The sequence below is a fragment of the Limosilactobacillus ingluviei DSM 15946 genome, from assembly GCF_001435775.1.
Classification (GTDB): Bacteria; Bacillota; Bacilli; order Lactobacillales; family Lactobacillaceae; genus Limosilactobacillus; species Limosilactobacillus ingluviei.
Genome location: NZ_AZFK01000011.1, coordinates 1 through 19,094, shown reverse-complemented (window position 1 = coordinate 19,094; position 19,094 = coordinate 1). Strand labels below are relative to the sequence as shown.

General features: G+C 48.3%; 21 protein-coding genes. 17 read left to right on the top strand and 4 right to left on the bottom strand.

What is annotated here, in order from left to right:
• The first annotated feature begins 16 nt into the window (after positions 1 to 16).
• A complete protein-coding gene (locus FC43_RS01975) occupies positions 17 to 1,051 on the top strand; it encodes a serine hydrolase domain-containing protein (RefSeq protein WP_235807566.1) in 1,035 nt (344 codons plus the stop codon).
• A 72-nt stretch (positions 1,052 to 1,123) separates the two neighbouring features.
• Here FC43_RS01975 and FC43_RS01970 read toward each other — a convergent pair whose 3' ends face one another.
• The 4 genes from FC43_RS01970 to FC43_RS01955 all read right to left on the bottom strand — a co-directional run bounded on the left by FC43_RS01970 (position 1,124) and on the right by FC43_RS01955 (position 4,095).
• A complete protein-coding gene (locus FC43_RS01970) occupies positions 1,124 to 1,627 on the bottom strand; it encodes a DUF1440 domain-containing protein (RefSeq protein WP_019205275.1) in 504 nt (167 codons plus the stop codon).
• Positions 1,628 to 1,716: 89 nt separating this feature from the next.
• The gene (locus FC43_RS01965; protein ID WP_019205276.1) at positions 1,717 to 2,010 is read right to left on the bottom strand and encodes a hypothetical protein; all 294 of its coding nucleotides are present in this window, start codon (positions 2,008 to 2,010) and stop codon (positions 1,717 to 1,719) included.
• A 14-nt stretch (positions 2,011 to 2,024) separates the two neighbouring features.
• Positions 2,025 to 2,756 carry a type 1 glutamine amidotransferase gene (locus tag FC43_RS01960; RefSeq protein WP_056953669.1) on the bottom strand — a complete coding sequence of 244 codons (732 nt, stop codon included), beginning with the start codon at positions 2,754 to 2,756 and terminating at the stop codon, positions 2,025 to 2,027.
• 1 nt (position 2,757) lies between these two features.
• On the bottom strand, positions 2,758 to 4,095 hold the full coding sequence (locus FC43_RS01955) for a Mur ligase family protein (protein ID WP_056953668.1): 1,338 nt from the start codon (positions 4,093 to 4,095) through the stop codon (positions 2,758 to 2,760).
• Between the two features lie 198 nt (positions 4,096 to 4,293).
• Between FC43_RS01955 and FC43_RS01950 the strand changes: the two genes are divergently transcribed.
• From FC43_RS01950 to FC43_RS01875, 16 genes are all read left to right on the top strand, one after another.
• On the top strand, positions 4,294 to 4,884 hold the full coding sequence (locus FC43_RS01950; RefSeq protein WP_056953665.1) for a thymidine kinase: 591 nt from the start codon (positions 4,294 to 4,296) through the stop codon (positions 4,882 to 4,884).
• An 8-nt stretch (positions 4,885 to 4,892) separates the two neighbouring features.
• A complete protein-coding gene (gene prfA, locus FC43_RS01945; RefSeq protein WP_191979088.1) occupies positions 4,893 to 5,975 on the top strand; it encodes a peptide chain release factor 1 in 1,083 nt (360 codons plus the stop codon).
• Positions 5,968 to 6,816 (top strand): peptide chain release factor N(5)-glutamine methyltransferase, encoded by an 849-nt coding sequence (prmC, locus tag FC43_RS01940; RefSeq protein WP_019205281.1) that lies wholly within the window; start codon positions 5,968 to 5,970, stop codon positions 6,814 to 6,816. The genes prfA and prmC overlap by 8 nt, the downstream gene beginning before the upstream one ends.
• 34 nt (positions 6,817 to 6,850) lie before the next feature.
• On the top strand, positions 6,851 to 7,867 hold the full coding sequence (locus FC43_RS01935; protein WP_056953660.1) for an L-threonylcarbamoyladenylate synthase: 1,017 nt from the start codon (positions 6,851 to 6,853) through the stop codon (positions 7,865 to 7,867).
• Between the two features lie 101 nt (positions 7,868 to 7,968).
• On the top strand, positions 7,969 to 8,604 hold the full coding sequence (gene upp / locus FC43_RS01930) for a uracil phosphoribosyltransferase (RefSeq protein ID WP_056953659.1): 636 nt from the start codon (positions 7,969 to 7,971) through the stop codon (positions 8,602 to 8,604).
• Between the two features lie 129 nt (positions 8,605 to 8,733).
• A complete protein-coding gene (locus FC43_RS01925; RefSeq protein WP_056953657.1) occupies positions 8,734 to 9,846 on the top strand; it encodes a YibE/F family protein in 1,113 nt (370 codons plus the stop codon).
• A complete protein-coding gene (locus FC43_RS01920) occupies positions 9,843 to 10,589 on the top strand; it encodes a YibE/F family protein (protein WP_056953655.1) in 747 nt (248 codons plus the stop codon). Before FC43_RS01925 ends, FC43_RS01920 begins: the two co-directional genes overlap by 4 nt.
• A 195-nt stretch (positions 10,590 to 10,784) precedes the next feature.
• Positions 10,785 to 12,056 carry a uracil-xanthine permease family protein gene (locus FC43_RS01915; RefSeq protein WP_056953653.1) on the top strand — a complete coding sequence of 424 codons (1,272 nt, stop codon included), beginning with the start codon at positions 10,785 to 10,787 and terminating at the stop codon, positions 12,054 to 12,056.
• Positions 12,057 to 12,569: 513 nt separating this feature from the next.
• Positions 12,570 to 13,280, top strand: a complete 711-nt coding sequence (gene atpB / locus FC43_RS01910; protein WP_056953651.1) for a F0F1 ATP synthase subunit A — start codon at positions 12,570 to 12,572, stop codon at positions 13,278 to 13,280.
• Positions 13,281 to 13,304: 24 nt separating this feature from the next.
• On the top strand, positions 13,305 to 13,517 hold the full coding sequence (atpE, locus tag FC43_RS01905; RefSeq protein WP_019205289.1) for a F0F1 ATP synthase subunit C: 213 nt from the start codon (positions 13,305 to 13,307) through the stop codon (positions 13,515 to 13,517).
• Between the two features lie 41 nt (positions 13,518 to 13,558).
• Positions 13,559 to 14,068, top strand: coding sequence for a F0F1 ATP synthase subunit B (gene atpF, locus FC43_RS01900; RefSeq protein ID WP_019205290.1), 510 nt, complete (start codon positions 13,559 to 13,561; stop codon positions 14,066 to 14,068).
• The gene (atpH, locus tag FC43_RS01895) at positions 14,058 to 14,600 is read left to right on the top strand and encodes an ATP synthase F1 subunit delta (RefSeq protein ID WP_019205291.1); all 543 of its coding nucleotides are present in this window, start codon (positions 14,058 to 14,060) and stop codon (positions 14,598 to 14,600) included. The genes atpF and atpH overlap by 11 nt, the downstream gene beginning before the upstream one ends.
• A 31-nt stretch (positions 14,601 to 14,631) precedes the next feature.
• Positions 14,632 to 16,170 (top strand): F0F1 ATP synthase subunit alpha, encoded by a 1,539-nt coding sequence (atpA, locus tag FC43_RS01890; RefSeq protein ID WP_019205292.1) that lies wholly within the window; start codon positions 14,632 to 14,634, stop codon positions 16,168 to 16,170.
• A 32-nt stretch (positions 16,171 to 16,202) separates the two neighbouring features.
• Positions 16,203 to 17,123, top strand: coding sequence for a F0F1 ATP synthase subunit gamma (locus FC43_RS01885; RefSeq protein ID WP_019205293.1), 921 nt, complete (start codon positions 16,203 to 16,205; stop codon positions 17,121 to 17,123).
• 23 nt (positions 17,124 to 17,146) lie between these two features.
• Entirely contained in the window at positions 17,147 to 18,568 is a 1,422-nt protein-coding gene (gene atpD, locus FC43_RS01880) for a F0F1 ATP synthase subunit beta (RefSeq protein ID WP_019205294.1), read from the top strand.
• 11 nt (positions 18,569 to 18,579) lie between these two features.
• Entirely contained in the window at positions 18,580 to 19,002 is a 423-nt protein-coding gene (locus FC43_RS01875) for a F0F1 ATP synthase subunit epsilon (protein WP_019205295.1), read from the top strand.
• Positions 19,003 to 19,094: the final 92 nt, after the last annotated feature.

Here is a 19,094-nt window from a genome sequence, read left to right as displayed (position 1 = left end):
GAAGAAGATGGTAGCAGTGTGGCAAGATAAGTACCAACAAACCTTGGCCCAATTGGAAGCGTTGGTCCATGATCAAGTCGTCCCGGCGCTTTCCTACGCGCTATTTGAAGGAGACCAGGTTTGGACCAAAGAGCAAGGCTGGGCTCAATTACAGCCGACCCGCGAAGCGTTGCAGCCGGGAATGTTTTACGATTTGGCCTCGTTAACCAAGGTGTTGGCAACGACGCCGGTAATCGCCTGGTTGGTACAAGAAGGGCAATTGCGCTGGGATGATCCAGTTCAAAAGTACCTCCCTGAACTCAAGGGCCAAAGCGTAACGCTCCGGGAATTGTTAACCCACACGGCGGCAATTGAAGGCTATATTCCGCACCGGGAGCGCCTAAACCAAACGGAGCTGTTGACGGCTTTGTTACAAACGGAGCAGTTTGGCCCAAATGCCAAGCGCAATATTTGTTATACCGACTTGGGGCTGATCTTTGCCGGCTTAATTGCCGAACGAGTTACGGGGGTGCCCATTCAAACGTTGGCGACCCGCGTCCTGTTTACTCCCCTTGGTTTAGCGTCCGAACTCACCTTTCGGCCGCAGCCAAATGAGACGGTGCCAACGGCCATTACGGCGCACCGGGGCTTGTTGCGGGGGGAGGTACATGATCCCAAAGCTGCGGTTTTAAAAGAGCACTGTGGCAGTGCAGGGTTGTTCGGGACGTTAACCGGGGTCCTGACCTATGTCCAGGCTTTAATAACAACGAATTTAAACGGTCTCCTCACGCCGGCCAGTGTTGCGATGATGTTTAGCGACCAAACCGCCTTACCCGGTGAACACCACCGGGCGATGGGTTGGAAGCTGTTCACCAGCCGGGGGACGCCCCGCCACCTGATTGCAAGCCATACCGGGTTTACAGGGACCTTTTTGTTGATTGACCAGCAAACCAAGCAGGGGTTGATCGGGTTGACGAATCGCGTTCATCCGACTGGGCACAATCAGGCTTACCTTGCCCGCCGCGATCAGCTTTTTGCTACCTACTTAAATGAACAAGCCCAGCTAGAATAAAAAAGTGGCCGCCTTGCGCCCCCTTATCAAGAAGGGAGCTGGCAAGGCGGCCACTTTTGTGTTGCGTTAAAGTTAGTCCGCGTGGTGATTAAACTGTTGATAGAGTTGCGTCGCCATGAGGTCGGTTGACCACATCCAAACTGCGTGGCCTAAAATTTCGGAGACGTGCTCTTCAAGGGGTTGGTCTTTCGCGGCCGGGACAGTTCCCAAGCGGGGCATTAACTCAACGTGGAAAGCATCCCAAACGGCTAAGCCAAATGGAACGCCGCGGCCGGTTTTAAGCCACGGCGCCAACTGGCCTCCGACGCTGTACAGGGCCCCAAAGCCAGCCGAAAAGCCAAAATGGACCAGATAACTAACCCAAGGCAGCTGGTGACCAGCGTAAGTGTAGGTCGCGTGGGTAACTTCACTAGGCACCCCAAGTTGTTCCAAGAGCTTTTGGGGCGGATTAGTCGCATCCCGTTCGGGCGTCCGCGGGGGCATAAGATTTTCCCAGCCTAGTTTGACCAAACCAGAAACTAAACCGGCTGCAATCCCAGCGGCCACCGCGGCCTTCAAATTAATTTTTTGTGCCATTTTGTCACCTCATTCTTCGATGAAATTGATTACAAAGAAAAATTTATCATAATTAATTTCAAAAGGCGATCAATTTGCTTGTTATCAACTTAACTAAGCCGGCGATCTTCCTGATCCAAGCGCATTACGACTAAAGTTTCGCAAAGCACTAACACGCACGCTAAGGGCATAAACAGGTGCTCAGGTAAGATTAAGGCCGCGAGAACCAATAGCCATGAAAAAAGATTCCACCGCCGTTCAAGCCGCATGACTTTAGCGAGGCGCGCCTGTTCAGCCGGCTGACGAACGGTGGGAGCTTTTTGGGAGAGCCGGGAATACAGGCGGATTTCCCAAAAAGATTCCGCAAAAAAGATCAGGACCATTAAAGTGGAAAAAAGATTCATTTTGGGGCCTCCCGTTAGAAAGTGGGAGCGATTTTCAACGCTTTTTGTTGGCTGAAGTCAGCCGTTGGATATTTTAATTCCAGGGCTTGCAGCAGCATTCGCTTCGCCAGTTCACCGTTGCGCGTTAAAATCGGCCCGTGGAAGTAGGAACAGTAGGTATGCTTGTAAATGGCGCCTTCAGTTTGGTCCTCACCGTTATTGCCATGCCCTTCTTTCACAATCCCCAAGGGGCGCTCTTTGGGGCCTAAAAAAGTTCGCCCGTTGTGGTTTTCAAAGCCATGGTAAAGTTGGCCCGTTTCCTTATTTTTAATCGTAATGTCGCCGATGAACCGGGTGGCGTTAGCGCTGTCGGTCCGCTGTTGGCTTTGCGTCAGGGTGTAGTGATCTAATGCGCCCACCCCCGGAATTTTTTGACCATTGGCGTCAACATAGTATTGGCCCAGGAGTTGATAGCCCCCACAAATTGCCAACAACGGTTTATCAGCTTCGATAAATTTCTTTAACTCCGCCGCTTTATGCGGTAAGTCTTTTGAAACGACGAGTTGTTCATAATCTTGGCCACCGCCGAAGAGCGCTAAATCGAAGTCATCAGCGTGAAAATCTTCTTCAATACTGATTAGTTGCACTTCAATCTCGGCATCCATTTGTTGGGCATAGTACTTTAATGCCAAAATATTGCCCTCATCACCGTACGTATTTAAAAGATTACCGTAAAGGTGCGCCAAGCGTAAATGATATTGCGCCATCTTAATCCATTCCCCCTTTAATGTAGCCATGGTCCGCCAGTTCTTTGCGTAGTTGCAGGACCGCCGTGTAAGTTGCCAGCAAGTAAACATGGCGGGTTGGCATCTGTTTGATGTCGTCAATCACCTTGGTCAGGTCTGGTTCATGCGTATTTAATTCAATCCCCGCCATCGTCAGTCGGGTGGTGATATCTTTGTAGCGTTCACCACCGGTCATGAAGTAAGGAATTGCGTGATCTTTGAGCTTTTCAAATTGCCCATCCCAAATCCAACTGGTATCGATGCCATCCGCGTAGTTGGCATTTAGAAGAAAACCAAAACTAAATGGTTCGGGATCCGTTAAGATCATGTCCAAAACTTGATTCAGCCCCACCGGATTTTTCACTAGAATCAAGGTGACTTCTTTGTCAGCAACCTTAATTATTTCTTGGCGGCCAAAGACCCGCTCGTCAGATTCAAAGGCATGCTTGATCTGGGCTTGTTCAACCCCCAAAAAGCGCCCTAAGGCATACGCAGCCAGCGCATTGTAAATATTGTATAAACCACCAATCCCAATTCGGTATTCTTGACCGTCCAATTCGAAAGTCGAACTGGTTGGGGTCAGTTCGGTCAGCTTGGTCACGGTATAAGTTAATTGGGGCCGAGCAAAGCCGCAGTACGGACAGAAGTAATCCCCTAAGTTAGCATAGGTCCGCAAATGGTAATGTAAGATGTGCTGGCATTTGGGACAAAGCAAGCCATCCGTATTGGCTGGCGCCATGTAGTCGCCCTTTTCAGTATGGTCAAAGCCGTAGTAAATGGTCGGATTAGGTAAGGACTTGGTATTAAAAATCTGTTCGTCCCCATTTGTAATAATGGTAGCTTGAGGAGCCAATTTGATCCCCGCCAAAATTTTGTCGTAAGTGGTATAGATTTCACCATAGCGATCCATTTGATCACGGAAGAGATTGGTAATTACAAAGGCAATCGGCGTAATGTATTGGCAGACCCGGACCACGTTGGCTTCGTCGACTTCCAAGACGGCTAACCCCTTGTGCTTGGGCCGGGGAGCGGTAATAAATGTGGTGACGATCCCTTGAGCCATGTTAGAACCAGTAGGGTTGGTCAGGACCTGCGGATATTTTTCCTTGAGGACCCGGACACTTAAGGCCGTGGTTAAGGTCTTGCCATTGGTCCCGGTCACGATCACCAGGTCGTATTTTTGGCTGAAGGCTTGGAGAATATTGGGATCCAGTTTTAGCGTGATTTTTCCCGGCAGGGAGCTGCCCCCGTTGAAAAACTTGTGTAAAAACCAGTAACTGGATCGGCCAGCGGCTTCAGCAATTGAACTTTTGAGCGACATAAGGCGCCTCCTTCATTTCGCAATAATCACATTTAGAAATTATAAGCGTTCTGGTATCAAAAGAAAAGCAATCCCTTCTTTGGCTTAGTTCCAAGGATTTTACCAGATTTTTTTAAGCTTCCCGGCGAAGACGGTTTAAAAATGGGGCAATCTTCGCTATAATATAGATCACTATGCAATTAAAAAAGGGTGAAAGAATTGGCACAGCTGTTTTTTAAATACGGAGCAATGAATTCCGGCAAGTCAATTGACATTTTAAAAGTCGCACACAATTATGAAGAACAGGGCAAACCAGTGCAACTTTTGACCAGTGGGGTTGATACCCGCGCGGGGCGGGGGATTATTGCCTCTCGTATTGGGTTAGAACGCCAGGTCACGCCAGTGATGATGGATACTGATATCTATGAATTGGTTAAAGCGGTTAAACACCCCCTTTATTGCGTGTTGATTGATGAGGCCCAGTTTTTAACCAAGGCGCATGTTTTGCAACTGACCCGGATTGTTGATGAATTAAAGATTCCCGTGATGGCCTTTGGGTTAAAAAATGATTTTAAAAATGAGCTGTTTGAAGGTTCCAAGTACCTTTTGATTTATGCCGATAAAATTGAAGAGATGAAGACAATCTGCTGGTTCTGTAAACATAAGGCGATTATGAATTTACGGATTCACGACGGTCAGCCAGTTTATGAAGGCGAGCAGGTCCAAATTGGGGGCAATGAGTCCTACTACCCAGTTTGTCGCCATCACTACTTCCACCCCGCATTATCCACAGGACAGGAGATTGATTAAGAATGCAAATGAACGAAATCTTTGATAAATTACAAGCGGTCGCAGATCGGTATGATGAATTAAACGAACTGATCTCTGATCCCGAAGTGATTGCTGACAGTCAGCGGTTCATGAAGCTCTCCAAGGAGGAGGGAAGTTTACGGGAAACGGTTGAAAAATACCATGAGTACCAAACGGTGACACAAACGATTAAAGATGACGAAGAGTTGTTGCGGGAAACCTCCGATCCCGAATTAACGGAAATGACTAAGGAAGAATTGGCTGAAAGTAAAGCCCGCCAAGCGACCTTGGAAAAGGAACTGGAAGTGCTATTGATTCCTAAGGATCCCAACGATGATAAAAATATCATTATGGAAATCCGGGGAGCCGCTGGTGGGGATGAAGCGTCCTTATTTGCCGCTGACCTTTACGGGATGTACTTGCGTTACGCGGAAAAACAAGGCTGGAAGGTTGAAATCATCGACCAGACCGAAACCGAAGTTGGTGGGTTTAAAGAAATTGCCATGATGATTACCGGGGAAAATGTTTACTCCAAGCTGAAGTTTGAAAACGGTGCGCACCGGGTCCAACGGGTCCCAGTTACGGAATCCGCGGGGCGGGTCCACACGTCGACGGCGACCGTTGGGGTCATGCCAGAAGCTGAAGACGTTGAAATTGAAATTGATCCGAAAGACATTCGGGTTGACGTTTACCGTTCTTCTGGGGCCGGTGGGCAACACATCAACAAGACTTCTTCGGCGGTGCGGATGACGCACTTACCAACGGGGATTGTGGTTGCGATGCAAGATGAACGGTCGCAGCAACAAAATCGGGCCAAGGCCATGCGGATTTTAAAGGCCCGGGTTTATGACTACTACCAACAAAAAGAGCAATCCGCTTATGATGCCCAACGCAAAGATGCGATTGGGACCGGGGACCGGTCAGAACGGATTCGGACGTACAACTACCCGCAAAATCGGGTGACGGATCACCGGATTGGGTTGACCTTAAACAAATTGGATAAAATTATGGCCGGCGATTTGGATGATATTGTTGAAGCGCTGATGATTGCTGACCAAACCCAAAAGTTGGAGCAATTGCGTAATGAGTAAGTGGACCTATTTTGAAGCCCAGCAGTGGGCTTCTTCTTTTTTGAAGGCAGCCGGAATGGATCCGGCCACCCCGCAATTTATTTTAGAGATGATCCATGACTGGAAACTAACGGATTTGGTCTTGCACAATCGGGAGATTATGCCTGCTGATGAGGCGTTTCGGTTTACGCGGGCGGTTGAGCGGATTGCCAATGCTGAACCAGCCCAGTATGTTGTTGGCAAGGCGCCCTTTTTTGGTCGGGTGTTTGTGGTTAATCGGGACGTCTTAATTCCAGAAAGCGAAACCGAAGAATTAGTGGAGTGGGTATTAGCGACGATGCCTGCTGATCGGCCTTTGCGCGTGCTAGACCTAGGAACTGGCAGCGGAGTGATCGGGATTACTTTGGCCTTGGAACGCCCCCGTTGGCAAGTGACCTTGAGTGATATTTCAACCAGTGCGTTGCGAGTTGCCTTGGCTAATCAACGTTTACACGGAACCAACCTGCGGCAAGTCGAAAGTGATCTGTTTGCGGGCTTGGCCGGGCAAAAATTCGATTTAATTGTAACTAATCCCCCTTACATTGCCGTTGATGAAGTCAATGAGATGGATCGTTCAGTGATCGAATATGTCCCCCCGTTGGCCTTATTTGCTTCAGAAGGGGGCTTAGGCTTTTACCGGCGCCTGTTTACTGAATTACCAGAACATTTGGTACCTGGTGGGGTCCTCTTTGGTGAGACGGGGTATAAGCAAGAGCAGCGCATTCAAGACTTGTTCCACCGGACAGTCGCGGATGGCCAAATTCAAACCAAGCATGACATGGCCGATCGGATGCGGATGATTCGGGTGGACCTTGGTAAATAAGGAATAAAAGATCAGAAAGGAAGTCAATGGCATTTTGAAGACACAAATTTTTTCTCCGGAGGAAATTACCACCGCTGCCGCTACGCTTCGCGCGGGAGAACTGGTTGCTTTTCCAACTGAAACGGTGTATGGCCTTGGGGCGGACGCGACGAATGAAGCAGCGGTGAAAAAGGTGTACCAAGCTAAGGGACGGCCCAGTGATAATCCTTTGATTGTCCACGTGAATTCCGTTGCAATGGTGGAACAATATGCCGCCGAAATTCCGGCGGCAGCCCGGCAATTAATGGCCCATTTCTGGCCCGGCTCATTGACCATCATTTTAAAAATTAAGCCCGGCGTACTGTCAAAAACGGTGACTGGTGGTTTGTCAACCGTTGCTTTTCGCTACCCAGACTGTGCCCCGACGCTAGCCTTAATTAAGGAAGCCGGGGTTCCACTAGTGGGACCATCTGCCAATACTTCAGGGAAGCCGAGTCCAACTACGGCCCAACACGTTTATCATGATTTGGCCGGCAAGATCGCCGGGATCTTAGATAACGGTCCGACCCGGGTCGGCGTAGAGTCGACGGTCCTGGATCTGTCGACGGCGCAGCCGGTAATTTTACGGCCGGGGGCGGTAACCCAAGCCGACATTGAGGCAGTAATTGGCTCGATCGAATTGAACCATCACCAAGTTAAGCAAGATGAGATCCCCAAAGCACCCGGAATGAAGTATAAGCACTATGCCCCGAATGCGCAGGTGTACATGGTGCGGCCTGATGCGGATTGGCAGCAAGTCAAGCAATGGTTGCAAGAGCAGGCGGCCCCGGTGGGCGTGATGGCTACTGATTCGATTTTGCAGCAACTTCAATTGCCAGCAACCGATTTGACGTTTTCGTTAGGAACGGATGTAACGACGGCTGCCCACCGTTTGTTTGATGGGTTGCGGACCTTTGATCACCACCCAACGATCAAGCAGATTTTGGTGCAGGCGTTCCCGGAAACCGGCTTGGGCTTGGCTTATATGAACCGCTTGAATAAGTCCGCTGGGGGACAATACTTCAAGTATTAAGTGGTCTGAAACCGGTAGCAAACGAAAATAGTCGGAATTTTCTCCCGCAAGCCGGTTGGTTTTTGGTACAATGGTTGAGAAACCAAAAGGGAGTGTGTATCATGGGCAAATTTGAAGTATTGGATCACCCACTGATCCAACACAAGTTAACGATGATTCGGGACAAAAAGGTTGGGACGAAGGTCTTTCGCGAGACGGTCAAGGAACTCTCAACATTAATGGCGTACGAGGTTTCGCGTTCAATGCCGTTAAAGGACGTGGAAGTTGAAACGCCAATTGCCAAAACGACCCAAAAGGAACTGGCTGGCAAAAAAGTCGCGATCGTGCCAATTCTGCGGGCAGGGATCGGTATGGTTGACGGGATGACGGAATTGATTCCGGCGGCCAAGATTGGCTTTATCGGGATGTACCGGGACGAAGAAACTTTAAAGCCCCACGAATACTTTGTTAAGTTGCCAAATGATATTTCAGAACGGCAATTGTTTATTGTGGACCCCATGTTAGCTACCGGCGGGTCCGCGATTATGGCAATTGAAGCCTTGAAGAAGCGGGGCTGTGCGGAAAAGAATATGAAATTTGCCTGCTTAGTTGCAGCCCCAGAAGGGGTTAAGGCCGTGCGGGATGCGTTCCCCGATGTTGACATTTACACCGCGGGCTTAGATGAACGCCTGAATGAAGATGGCTACATTGTTCCTGGTCTTGGCGATGCCGGTGACCGGTTGTTTGGGACCAAGTAAGCATTTAGCAAAGTCCGAAGATCATTTTGATGGTCTTGGGGCTTTTTTCTTATAAAAGGCTAAAAGTGCCCCTTAAGTTTGTTAAATGGGTGTAAACTCAGAAGGAAATTTAACTTGAGGTGAACGAAAATGAAGAAATGGCTGACCAAGCGCCGCCGTTGGCTCTTGGTCTTTTTGGGTTTAATGGGCCTGGGTTTGTGGTGGTTTACTGGTCACGACCAACGCCTGTACCAGCCGCCGCTTGCGCGCGTTGAGGCGGTTCACACCCTTAACACTACTAGGACGCAAGATCAGTTTGAAAACCAGGACCAAGAAGTGACCCAACGCTTGCGGCTCCGGCTTTTAAACGGACGGCAGGCAGGAAAAACGTTTGAAATTAACAATCAGTATGTGAAGTCGATGGGATTGAACCAGGCCTATCGTGTGGGGGATGAAGTCTTTTTGACCCAGTTGCAGACCGCCCACCGACCGTACCGAGCGACCCTTGGTGACCGGAAACGTGATCGAGCCGTCATAATGCTGTTCTGGCTGGTGACCGCGCTCTTGCTGTTAACCTTGGGGCGGGCAGGCGGCTTTGCCTTATTATCAGTTTTGATCAATTCCGTGGGGTTAGGGCTGGCAATTGAACTGGATTTGAAATTTCAAAGTTGGAACGCGTTCTGGTTGTTTGCCAGTTTGGCGGTCCTCTTTGCTTTTAGCAGCCTTAGTCTGGTTTTAGGGTGGAGCAAAAAGATGGTTGCGACCTTGGTTGCAACCTTTTTGGGAACCGCAACAGCAGTCGGCATCAGCTATTTGCTTTTGCAAATGACGGGTGAACGAGGGGTTTATTATGAGTCAATGCAGTACGTGACACAGATTCCCCGGCCGTTATTTTTGGCTGAGACGCTGTTGGGGTCGTTAGGAGCGGTGATGGATGAAGCAACTGATATCATTGCCACATTGTTTGAATTAACTACCTTAAATCCTGCAATTGGCGTGCGTGAACTGTTTCTTTCTGGTCGCAACGTGGGAAAGTCGATTATGGGACCGTTGGTAAATGTGTTGTTTTTGATTTTTATGGCGGATACCTTCCCGTCTGCTTTGTTATATTTAAAAAACGGCAATTCCTTAGCCTATACCTTTAATATGAATATGAGCTTGGGAATGGTCCAGAGCTTAGTTTCTGGGATTGGGATCGTCTTAACCGTTCCGCTGGTAAGTTGTTTTGCCGCCCTGTTATTAGGAAGGAGGAAGGTAAAATGACAACGATTACGGCCTTAGGCTTAGTTTTGTTGGGGTTAATGGTTTTAGTGGGTGGCAAACAAGGTTGGATGGCCTTTTTGAGCTTTTTGCTTAATTTTGGTTTCCTATATTTAACCATTTTATTGATTGCGTTGCAGGTTCCGGCGGTTTGGGTGGCAGTTGGCAGCGGACTGGTGGTGCTAGCAGTGACAATCTTTATGGGAGAAGATGATTTGCAAGTTGCGCTGCCGGCCTTTTGGACCGCCTGCTTGGTTGCGATGATCATGTTATTGGTCATAATTGGGGTTGAACATGGGGTGCAGGTACAAGGTTTTGGTTTGGAAGACAGTGATGATTTAGAGGGGATGTCGTTGACGATTGGGGTCCCTTTTTTATCGGTCACAATTGCAGCCGCTTTTTTGGCGACGTTAGGTGCGATTGCTGAAGCAGCAATGGCAGTCGCGGCGGGGCTGGCCGAAATTTTGCAAAAGCATCCGACCCTGCCGGATCAACGTTTGTTTCTCAATGGACTGGCGATTGGCAGACAAATTATTGGGACGACCTTAAATACCTTATTTTTTGGGTTTGTGGGGGGCTTACTGGCCCTATTGATTTGGTTTTTTGGTCTGCATTACACGTGGGGCGCGGTATTGAACAATAAGATTTTTGTTCATGAGTTGACCTTGGTCTTGATTTCCTTTTTAGCGGTGATTGTTACGGTGCCGACGACGGCGTTGGTGATGATTCGGCGGCGACATGTGTAAAGCTAATTGCCGGGAAAATCCTTGCTTGACAGTGGTGGAAAAGGCCGGTAAAATACCGATAATTGATATCGAGTCCTTTAAGGGGGTCCCGTGAGGCTCCAAAGGTCAGTAATACCCGTTATGCTTTCAGTAACGGTTAGTAGCCTTTGAGTCGAAATGGACCCAAGGGCTTTTTTGCTGAAAGGAGTTTGCACGATGCAAAACAAGCGTGACGTAATTTTGGACGTCGATCAACGGCCAACGCCGGGGCACTGGTTGGGACTTTCATTGCAACATATGTTTTCAATGTTTGGTTCGACCGTGCTGGTACCGATCTTGGTGGGCTTAAATCCAGGGATTGCCCTGTTTTCTTCGGGGGTCGGGACTTTAATGTACCTACTGATTACGAAGCATAAAATTCCCGCCTATATGGGTTCTAGTTTCTCGTTTATTGTGCCAATGCTGGCCTTGATGAAAACAACCGGTTATCCGGGAATTGCCCAGGGGACCATTGCGGTTGGCTGTGTTTATCTGATTGTTTCGCTGATTGTTTCGGCGATTGGCTCAGCGTGGATTGACCGGGTGTTGCCACCAATTGTGGTGGGACCAATTGTCATGGTGATCGGGCTCTCGTTAGCCGGAACGGCGGCCAAAGATGCTACGATGAACGGCACACACTATGATTTAAAGTACTTTGTCGTGGCGCTGTTAACCTTGTTGATCACGATTATTTTTAATATGTACTTTAAAGGCTTTTTGGGTCTGATTCCCATCTTACTCGGGATTATTAGTGGTTATGTGATCGCTTGCCTCTTTGGGATTGTCGATTTTTCAGGCGTTCAAGCGGCTCATTGGTTTAGCTTGCCAGCGTTTCAGATTCCTTTTGTCAGTTATCATCCGCAATTCTACTGGGGGGCCATTCTAAGCATGGCGCCAATCGCGTTTGTGACGATGACGGAACACCTGGGCCACATTATGGTTTTGGATGAGTTAACGGGGTGCAACTACTTTAAAGATCCTGGCTTAAATCATACCTTGGCTGGGGATGGGACGGCTTCAATCATTGCCGGGTTTGTCGGGGGGCCACCGGTTACTTCGTATGGGGAAAACATCGGTGTTTTAGCCATTACTCGGGTCCACTCCGTTTATGTTTTAGCAGGCGCCGCGGTTTTTGCGATCTTCTTTAGTTTTGTTGGGAAACTGTCGGCGTTGATTGAATCAATTCCGGCCCCGGTAATCGGGGGGATTTCATTCCTGTTGTTTGGGGTGATTGCTTCATCTGGGTTGCGCGTCTTGATTGAACGCCACGTTAATTTTGATAAAAAGCGCAATTTAATGATTGCCTCGGTCATCTTAGTGATCGGGATCGGAAATGCCTACTTGCAACTGGGGCAATATCAATTTTCGGGGTTAGCAGTTGCGGCGGTCTTGGGGATTATTTTAAACTTGGTTCTCCCCGAAGAAGCACGCAGTGAGACCAAAGCTTAAACTAATAAAAGTCGCGAGTAACATCGTGACTTTTTTAATTTGTGAATTCACGAAAAAATTATGAGCGCGACAAACCGATGAAAATGCCTTGGAAAGGGTGGGTGAAATCGATTGACAGAATCGTTTTTGATTTCACAAAATTGATTTTTCCCTCGATTAATAATCAAGCGAACCAAAATAAAATCAAAAGACGGAGTAACGAGCGCAAACCGCTAAATTAGCGGGCTTTTAATGCCATCATATGGTAATTTAATTTGAAATTACTGGGGTCGGCGCTAGCCCGATAAAAACACTATAAAAATTATGAAACCGGATTCAAAAGTGAATCATGTGAAAGCGATTACCGTCTGAAATGAGCAGTTTGGAATCGATTTCTTTAGTTCAGAAGTGTTTTGAATTTTTTCTTAAACAATGCTATATTATTTTCTGTAACTTAGGTGTCTAAGCTTTTTTAGTGACTTATGGCAATAAATTACAACTTTGAATGTTATAAGGAAAAGAGGTGAGATGTAAATGGGCGGTGATGCTTTTACTTTTGAGCTGTTCGGTTTGACCTTTAATGCAACCAACGTCCTCTCGGGCCTACTCGTTTGTCTGTTGACTTTCTTTATTTTGTTCGGACTTTCACGGCATTTGCAAATGAAGCCAACGGGCGGTCAAAACGTGATTGAATGGTTGGTTGAGTTCACGAATGGGATTGTGCGCTCACAAATGCCAGCGGAACAGGTGGGCAATTACAGCTTCTTAGCCTTTGTGCTGTTCGTCTTCTTGTTCATTGCAAACCAACTGGGGCTGATTCTCCAAGTCGGTTGGAATGGTCACGAACTAATCAAGAGTCCTACGGCTGATCCGGTGGTAACCTTAACGTTCTCGCTGTGTGTTATTACCTTGACGCACTTTGCAGGTATTTCGCAAAAGGGCTTTAAAGCTTACTTTAAGGAATACCTCACACCGAGCGTGTTAATGCTTCCCATTAATCTGGTAGAGGAATTTGCTAATTTCTTAACGCTGGGTCTACGGATCTTTGGTAATATCTTTGCCGGTGAAATGTTGCTGAAGTTGCTGGCGCAACTGGCCTTTTCACATGGGTTGCCAACGATGATTGTCAGCTTGCCGATGGAAATGATTTGGCAAGGGTTCTCAGTCTTCATCGGTTCAATCCAGGCATATGTCTTTGTAACATTAACGACGGTTTATATTTCTCGGAAGGTAACCGCGGAATAACCACTTCTTAAGGAGGAAAATACAATGGGTGCAATTGCTGCAGGTATCGCTGCTGGTTTGGCAGCTGTTGGTGCTGGTGTCGGTAACGGGTTAGTTATTGGCCACACGATCGACGGGATGGCTCGTCAACCAGAAATGTCTGGTACGTTGCGTGGGACGATGTTTGTGGGGGTTGGTTTGATTGAAGCCATGCCAATCCTGGCCATCGTTATCGCATTCTTAGTAATGAACAAGTAGTTGTTGGTTTTTAAATCATTTTGTAAAGGAGGTGTCAATAGATGCTGGTAATTGCAGAGTCCAATAGCTTATACGTCGGGGACATGCTCTTCTACTTGATTTCCTTTATTCTGACCGCTTTATTGGTATGGCACTACGTGTGGAAACCAGTAACGGGAATGATGGAAAAGCGGGCGAAGACGGTGGCCCAAGACATTGATTCCGCCAAGCAAGCTCGGATGGAAGCAACGGAATTGGCTGCTAAGCGCAAGGCACAGTTGGAAGGCTCCCAAGCAGAAGCCGCCCAAATTGTTGACCAAGCGAAAAAGTCAGCCCAAACCCAGGGGGACCAAATTGTAGCAGCGGCGCAAGCTGATGCGCAAAACCTCAAGGAACAAGCTCAACGAGATGCAAAGCAAGCGCGCGAAGATGCGTTGCGTGGTGCCAAGGACGATGTCGCAAACCTGTCTATTGAGATTGCTTCCAAGCTCATCCAAAAGCAATTAAATGCAGATGATCAAAAAGCCTTAATTGATTCTTATATTGAAGGGTTGGTAAAACATGAGTCTTGATCTACAAACGGTTGCCAACCGCTATGCCCGGGCCTTGTTTGAACTTGCCGATCAACAAGGAGAGTTGGAACAGGTCCACCAAGAACTCATGAGCTTGCGTGAGATTTTTCAAGCAAATCCACGTTTAGCGACCCTTTTAACTAGCATTAAGCTTAGTCTTAGCCAAAAAGAATCCTTGGTTCAAGCCTTGCAACAAGGGGCCAGTCAACTGACGACCAACTTGATCCAAATGGTTTTTGATTACGGCCGGATGAATGCAATGGTCGCAATTATTGATGAGTTTGAACGCCGGTACGATCAGCAAAACAAACGAGTTCATGCCGACGTAGTTACAGCGGTGCAACTTGATGAACCACGGCGCGCTCAACTCAAGCAAAACCTCTTAACCCGGTATGGGGCAAAAGAGATTGTTTTGCACGAAACGGTTGATGAATCAATCTTGGGGGGCGTAATTGTTACTGCCCAACACAAGACTTTGGACGGCAGTTTAAAGTCCAAGATTGAGCAGATTCGTCGTTTACTCGTTAAATAGTAATTTTTGGACTTGAAGAGGTGAGATTTGTATGAGCATTAAAACTGAGGAAATCAGTTCACTCATCAAAAAGCAACTCGCCAACTACCAAGATGACATTTCCGTTCAAGAAACGGGAACGGTAACCTACGTAGGTGACGGGGTTGCCCGGGCCGATGGTTTGGAAAATGCCATGGCTGGTGAGTTGCTCGAATTTAGTAATGGCGTCTTCGGGATGGCCCAAAACCTCGAAAGTAACGATGTTGGGATCGTTATTTTAGGGGACTTCACGGGCATTCGCGAAGGTGATTCCGTAAAGCGGACCGGCCGGATTATGGAAGTTCCGGTTGGCGATGCTTTATTGGGCCGGGTAGTTGACCCCTTAGGTCGTCCGTTGGATGGTTTAGGGGAAATCGCTACGGACAAAACGCGCCCAATCGAAAAGAAAGCCCCAGGGGTTATGCAACGGAAGAGTGTGTCCGTTCCGTTGGAAACTGGGATTAAGGTGATTGATGCCTTAGTTCCGATTGGTCGGGGGCAACGTGAATTGATCATTGGGGACCGGAAGACTGGTAAGACTTCGATTGCCATTGATACGATTATTCACCAAAAGGACCAAAACGTGATCTGTGTTTACGTGGCAATCGGGCAAAAGGAATCTACGGTCCGTACGCAAGTTGAAACGTTACGGCGTTATGGGGCCTTAGACTACACGATCGTGGTTTCAGCTAGTGCGTCTAACCCGGCTCCATTGCTCTACATTGCGCCTTACGCTGGGGCCGCAATGGGGGAAGAATTTATGTACAATGGTCAAGATGTCTTGATTGTTTACGATGATCTTTCCAAGCAAGCCGATGCCTACCGTGAACTTTCCTTAATCTTACGGCGGCCACCGGGTCGGGAAGCTTATCCAGGGGATATCTTCTACACCCACTCACGGTTACTGGAACGGGCTGCACGGTTGTCTGATGATATGGGTGGGGGGTCCATGACGGCCCTGCCAATCATTCAAACGCAGGCCGGGGACGTTTCGGCTTATATCCCAACGAACGTGATTTCCATTACCGACGGGCAAATCTTCTTGAATGCCGACTCCTTCTACGCTGGGCAGCGGCCAGCCATCGATGCCGGGACTTCCGTTTCCCGGGTCGGGGGGGATGCGCAAATTAAGGCCATGAAGAAGGTTTCTGGGACTTTGCGGTTGGACATTGCTTCTTACAACGAATTGGCATCCTTTGCGCAATTCGGGTCGGACCTGGATGCGGCCACGCAAGCTAAGTTAGCGCGTGGGGAACGCACGGTTGAGGTTTTAAAGCAAGGTCTGCACGCCGGGCAACCAATTGAACAACAAGTCGTTACGTTGTTTGCCTTAGGGCACAGTTTCTTGGACAAGGTTCCGGTGGAAGACGTTTTGCGTTTTGAAGAAGAATTAGCTGCCTTTATGCATGCCAACCACCAAGACTTGTATGATGGCATTAAAGCTAGTGGCAAGTTGCCAGAAGGCGACGCATTGGAAAAGGCCGTAGCGGAATTTGCTGCTGGCTTCCAAGTTACTAAAAAAGCAAATAATCAAACAGAGGCCAACGACTAAGATTGACCGCTAAGAAAGGACGGTGAGATTTAGTGCCAGCTTCATTAGCTGCGGTTAAGCGGCGTTTAGAATCAACCAAGAACACTCGGCAGATTACAGCTGCCATGAACATGGTTTCCACCGCCAAGCTCAACCAAATCCAAGGTCACACGAAGACTTATGAAGTTTATGCTGACCGGGTTAAGTCGGTGTTAATATCCTTGGTTAAATCTCATAACGCGACCTTAAAGAACGGGGTTTCCGATGATAAAGATCATTTGGGGACACTTTTCACCAAGCGTCCAGTTAAAAAGACTGGGATCTTAGTTGTTACGTCAGACCGGGGATTAGTCGGATCCTACAATAGTAATGTGATTAAGGCGACCCTGGATAAGATGAAAAAAGCGGGCCTGGATAAAGACAATACTGTCTTTTTGACGGTAGGTCGGACTGGGACCGAGTTCTTTAAGAAACGCGGAATGAACGTTGTCTTTGAATCCACTGGGATCAGTGACGTGCCGACGTATCGCGAAACGCATGACATTGTCAAGAATGCGGTTCAGATGTACGCCGATGGTGTGTATGATCAGTTATTATTATCATACAGTCATTTTGTGAACCGGATCGTTTCGCGGGACCGGGTGGAATTGGTCTTGCCAATTTCAGCAGAATCATTAGCATTGCAAGAAGATACCGAAGCGACGAAGATAGTCGGGGCTGAATACGACTTGGAGCCGGATTTGCCACAATTAATTGGTAAGTTGGTGCCCCAGTTTGCGGAAAGCTTGGTTTATGGGGCGATTTTAGATGCCAAAACCAGCGAACACGCATCAAGTGCCAACGCGATGAGTGCCGCTTCAGATAATGCCGATGAAATTATTTCGACCTTGCAATTACAATACAACCGGGCACGTCAAGCTGCCATTACGACGGAAATTACTGAAATTACCGGTGGGATGACAGCACAAGAATAAATTGAGATTTTGGAGGAAATGAAATGAGCGCTACTGGTAAAGTGGTTCAAGTCATTGGGCCAGTTGTTGACGTTGAATTTCCCTTAGACGAAAAGCTGCCAGAAATCAACACGGCTTTAAAGATTCAAGAAGCCGACGACAAGACCTTGACGGTCGAAGTTGCCCTTGAACTGGGTGACGGGGTCGTACGGACGATTGCCATGGACGGAACTGATGGGTTAACGCGGGGCATGACCGTTGAAAACACGGAAGCCGCGATCAGTGTACCTGTTGGCGATGATACCTTGGGCCGGGTCTTTAATGTCTTAGGGGAACCAGTTGACGATGGTCCTGAATTTGGACCAGACGCAAAGCGGATGCCAATTCACCGCGATGCACCAAAGTATGAAGAATTAAGTACCCAAACGGAAATCCTGGAAACCGGGATTAAGGTTATTGACTTACTTGCGCCGTATGTGCGGGGTGGTAAGATTGGGCTCTTTGGTGGTGCCGGGGTTGGTAAGACCGTTTTGATTCAAGAATTGATCCATAACATTGCCCAAGGGCACAACGGGATCTCTGTCTTCACGGGGGTCGGTGAACGGACTCGTGAAGGGAACGATATGTACTACGAAATGAAGGCTTCTGGGGTTCTGGAAAAGACGGCCATGGTTTATGGTCAAATGAACGAACCACCGGGTGCGCGGATGCGGGTTGCCCTGACCGGTTTGACGATCGCGGAATACTTCCGGGATGTTAAGGGGCAAGACGTATTGCTCTTTATTGACAACATTTTCCGGTTTACGCAAGCCGGTTCCGAAGTTTCAGCCTTGCTGGGCCGGATTCCTTCAGCTGTTGGTTACCAACCAACCTTAGCAACGGAAATGGGTCAGTTACAAGAACGGATCACTTCCACGAAGAAGGGGTCGATTACGTCGATTCAAGCTGTTTATGTGCCAGCCGATGACTACACCGACCCGGCCCCAGCGACGACGTTCGCTCACTTGGATGCGACGACGAACTTGGAACGGCGGTTAACCCAAATTGGGATTTATCCGGCCGTGGACCCGTTGGCATCAACGTCAACGGCGTTAGCGCCAGAAATTGTCGGAAAAGAACACTACGAAGTGGCTACTGGGGTGCAACACGTGTTGCAACGGTACCGTGAATTGCAAGATATTATCTCGATCTTAGGGATGGACGAATTGTCCGATGAAGAAAAGACGGTCGTGGCTCGGGCCCGGCGGATCCAAAACTTCTTATCCCAAAGCTTCAGCGTGGCTGAACAATTTACGGGTCAACCAGGGGCATACGTGCCACTGGAACAAACGGTCAAGGACTTTAAGGCAATCTTGGATGGGAAGTACGATGACTTACCTGAAGAAGCCTTCCGTTTAGTCGGGGGAATTGACGAAGTAGTTGCCAAGGCAAAGAAGATGCAGGCGGACACGACGGCTAACGATTAGGAGGGATGACCATGGCTGAGTCGACTTTCAACGTCACCATTGTCACTCCTGATGGGACCATCTATGATGAACCTGCAACCTTGCTGGTAATGAAGACCAGTGAGGGGCAAATGGGGTTAATGAAGAACCACCAACCAATCATTGCCGCTTTGGCAATTGATGAATTACGGTTAAAGCACGCCGGTGAAACGGAAGATACCGTGATTGCGGTCAACGGGGGTTTCATTGATTTTAACGGGCAAGTTGCAACGGTTGTTGCGGGCAGTGCCGAACTGGCCGAAACGATCGACGTTGCTCGGGCCCAAAGTGCCAAGGAACGGGCAGAGAAGCAAATTGCACACGCTAAGCAAGTGCACAATGCTGATGAGCTTGCCCGGGCCGAAGTTCACCTTGCCCGGGCCCTTAACCGGTTGCGGGTTTCTGGTGGCAATTAATTTTCAAGGGCTGAGAAATTTTCTCAGCCTTTTTTCGGTTCTTCGTCAACTGGTACTGATGAACTTTTAGAAGAATAATTGGTCTACCCCCA

Excerpts from the sequence above, each read along its gene's own strand:
- FC43_RS01970 (WP_019205275.1), bottom strand. The coding sequence starts at position 1,627 with ATGGCACAAAAAATTAATTTGAAGGCCGCGGTGGCCGCTGGGATTGCA.
- FC43_RS01965 (WP_019205276.1), bottom strand. The coding sequence starts at position 2,010 with ATGAATCTTTTTTCCACTTTAATGGTCCTGATCTTTTTTGCGGAATCT.
- FC43_RS01960 (WP_056953669.1), bottom strand. The coding sequence starts at position 2,756 with ATGGCGCAATATCATTTACGCTTGGCGCACCTTTACGGTAATCTTTTA.
- FC43_RS01955 (WP_056953668.1), bottom strand. The coding sequence starts at position 4,095 with ATGTCGCTCAAAAGTTCAATTGCTGAAGCCGCTGGCCGATCCAGTTAC.
- prfA (WP_191979088.1), top strand. The coding sequence starts at position 4,893 with ATGAACGAAATCTTTGATAAATTACAAGCGGTCGCAGATCGGTATGAT.
- prmC (WP_019205281.1), top strand. The coding sequence starts at position 5,968 with ATGAGTAAGTGGACCTATTTTGAAGCCCAGCAGTGGGCTTCTTCTTTT.
- upp (WP_056953659.1), top strand. The coding sequence starts at position 7,969 with ATGGGCAAATTTGAAGTATTGGATCACCCACTGATCCAACACAAGTTA.
- FC43_RS01925 (WP_056953657.1), top strand. The coding sequence starts at position 8,734 with ATGAAGAAATGGCTGACCAAGCGCCGCCGTTGGCTCTTGGTCTTTTTG.
- FC43_RS01920 (WP_056953655.1), top strand. The coding sequence starts at position 9,843 with ATGACAACGATTACGGCCTTAGGCTTAGTTTTGTTGGGGTTAATGGTT.
- FC43_RS01915 (WP_056953653.1), top strand. The coding sequence starts at position 10,785 with ATGCAAAACAAGCGTGACGTAATTTTGGACGTCGATCAACGGCCAACG.
- atpB (WP_056953651.1), top strand. The coding sequence starts at position 12,570 with ATGGGCGGTGATGCTTTTACTTTTGAGCTGTTCGGTTTGACCTTTAAT.
- atpE (WP_019205289.1), top strand. The coding sequence starts at position 13,305 with ATGGGTGCAATTGCTGCAGGTATCGCTGCTGGTTTGGCAGCTGTTGGT.
- atpF (WP_019205290.1), top strand. The coding sequence starts at position 13,559 with ATGCTGGTAATTGCAGAGTCCAATAGCTTATACGTCGGGGACATGCTC.
- atpH (WP_019205291.1), top strand. The coding sequence starts at position 14,058 with ATGAGTCTTGATCTACAAACGGTTGCCAACCGCTATGCCCGGGCCTTG.
- atpA (WP_019205292.1), top strand. The coding sequence starts at position 14,632 with ATGAGCATTAAAACTGAGGAAATCAGTTCACTCATCAAAAAGCAACTC.
- atpD (WP_019205294.1), top strand. The coding sequence starts at position 17,147 with ATGAGCGCTACTGGTAAAGTGGTTCAAGTCATTGGGCCAGTTGTTGAC.
- FC43_RS01875 (WP_019205295.1), top strand. The coding sequence starts at position 18,580 with ATGGCTGAGTCGACTTTCAACGTCACCATTGTCACTCCTGATGGGACC.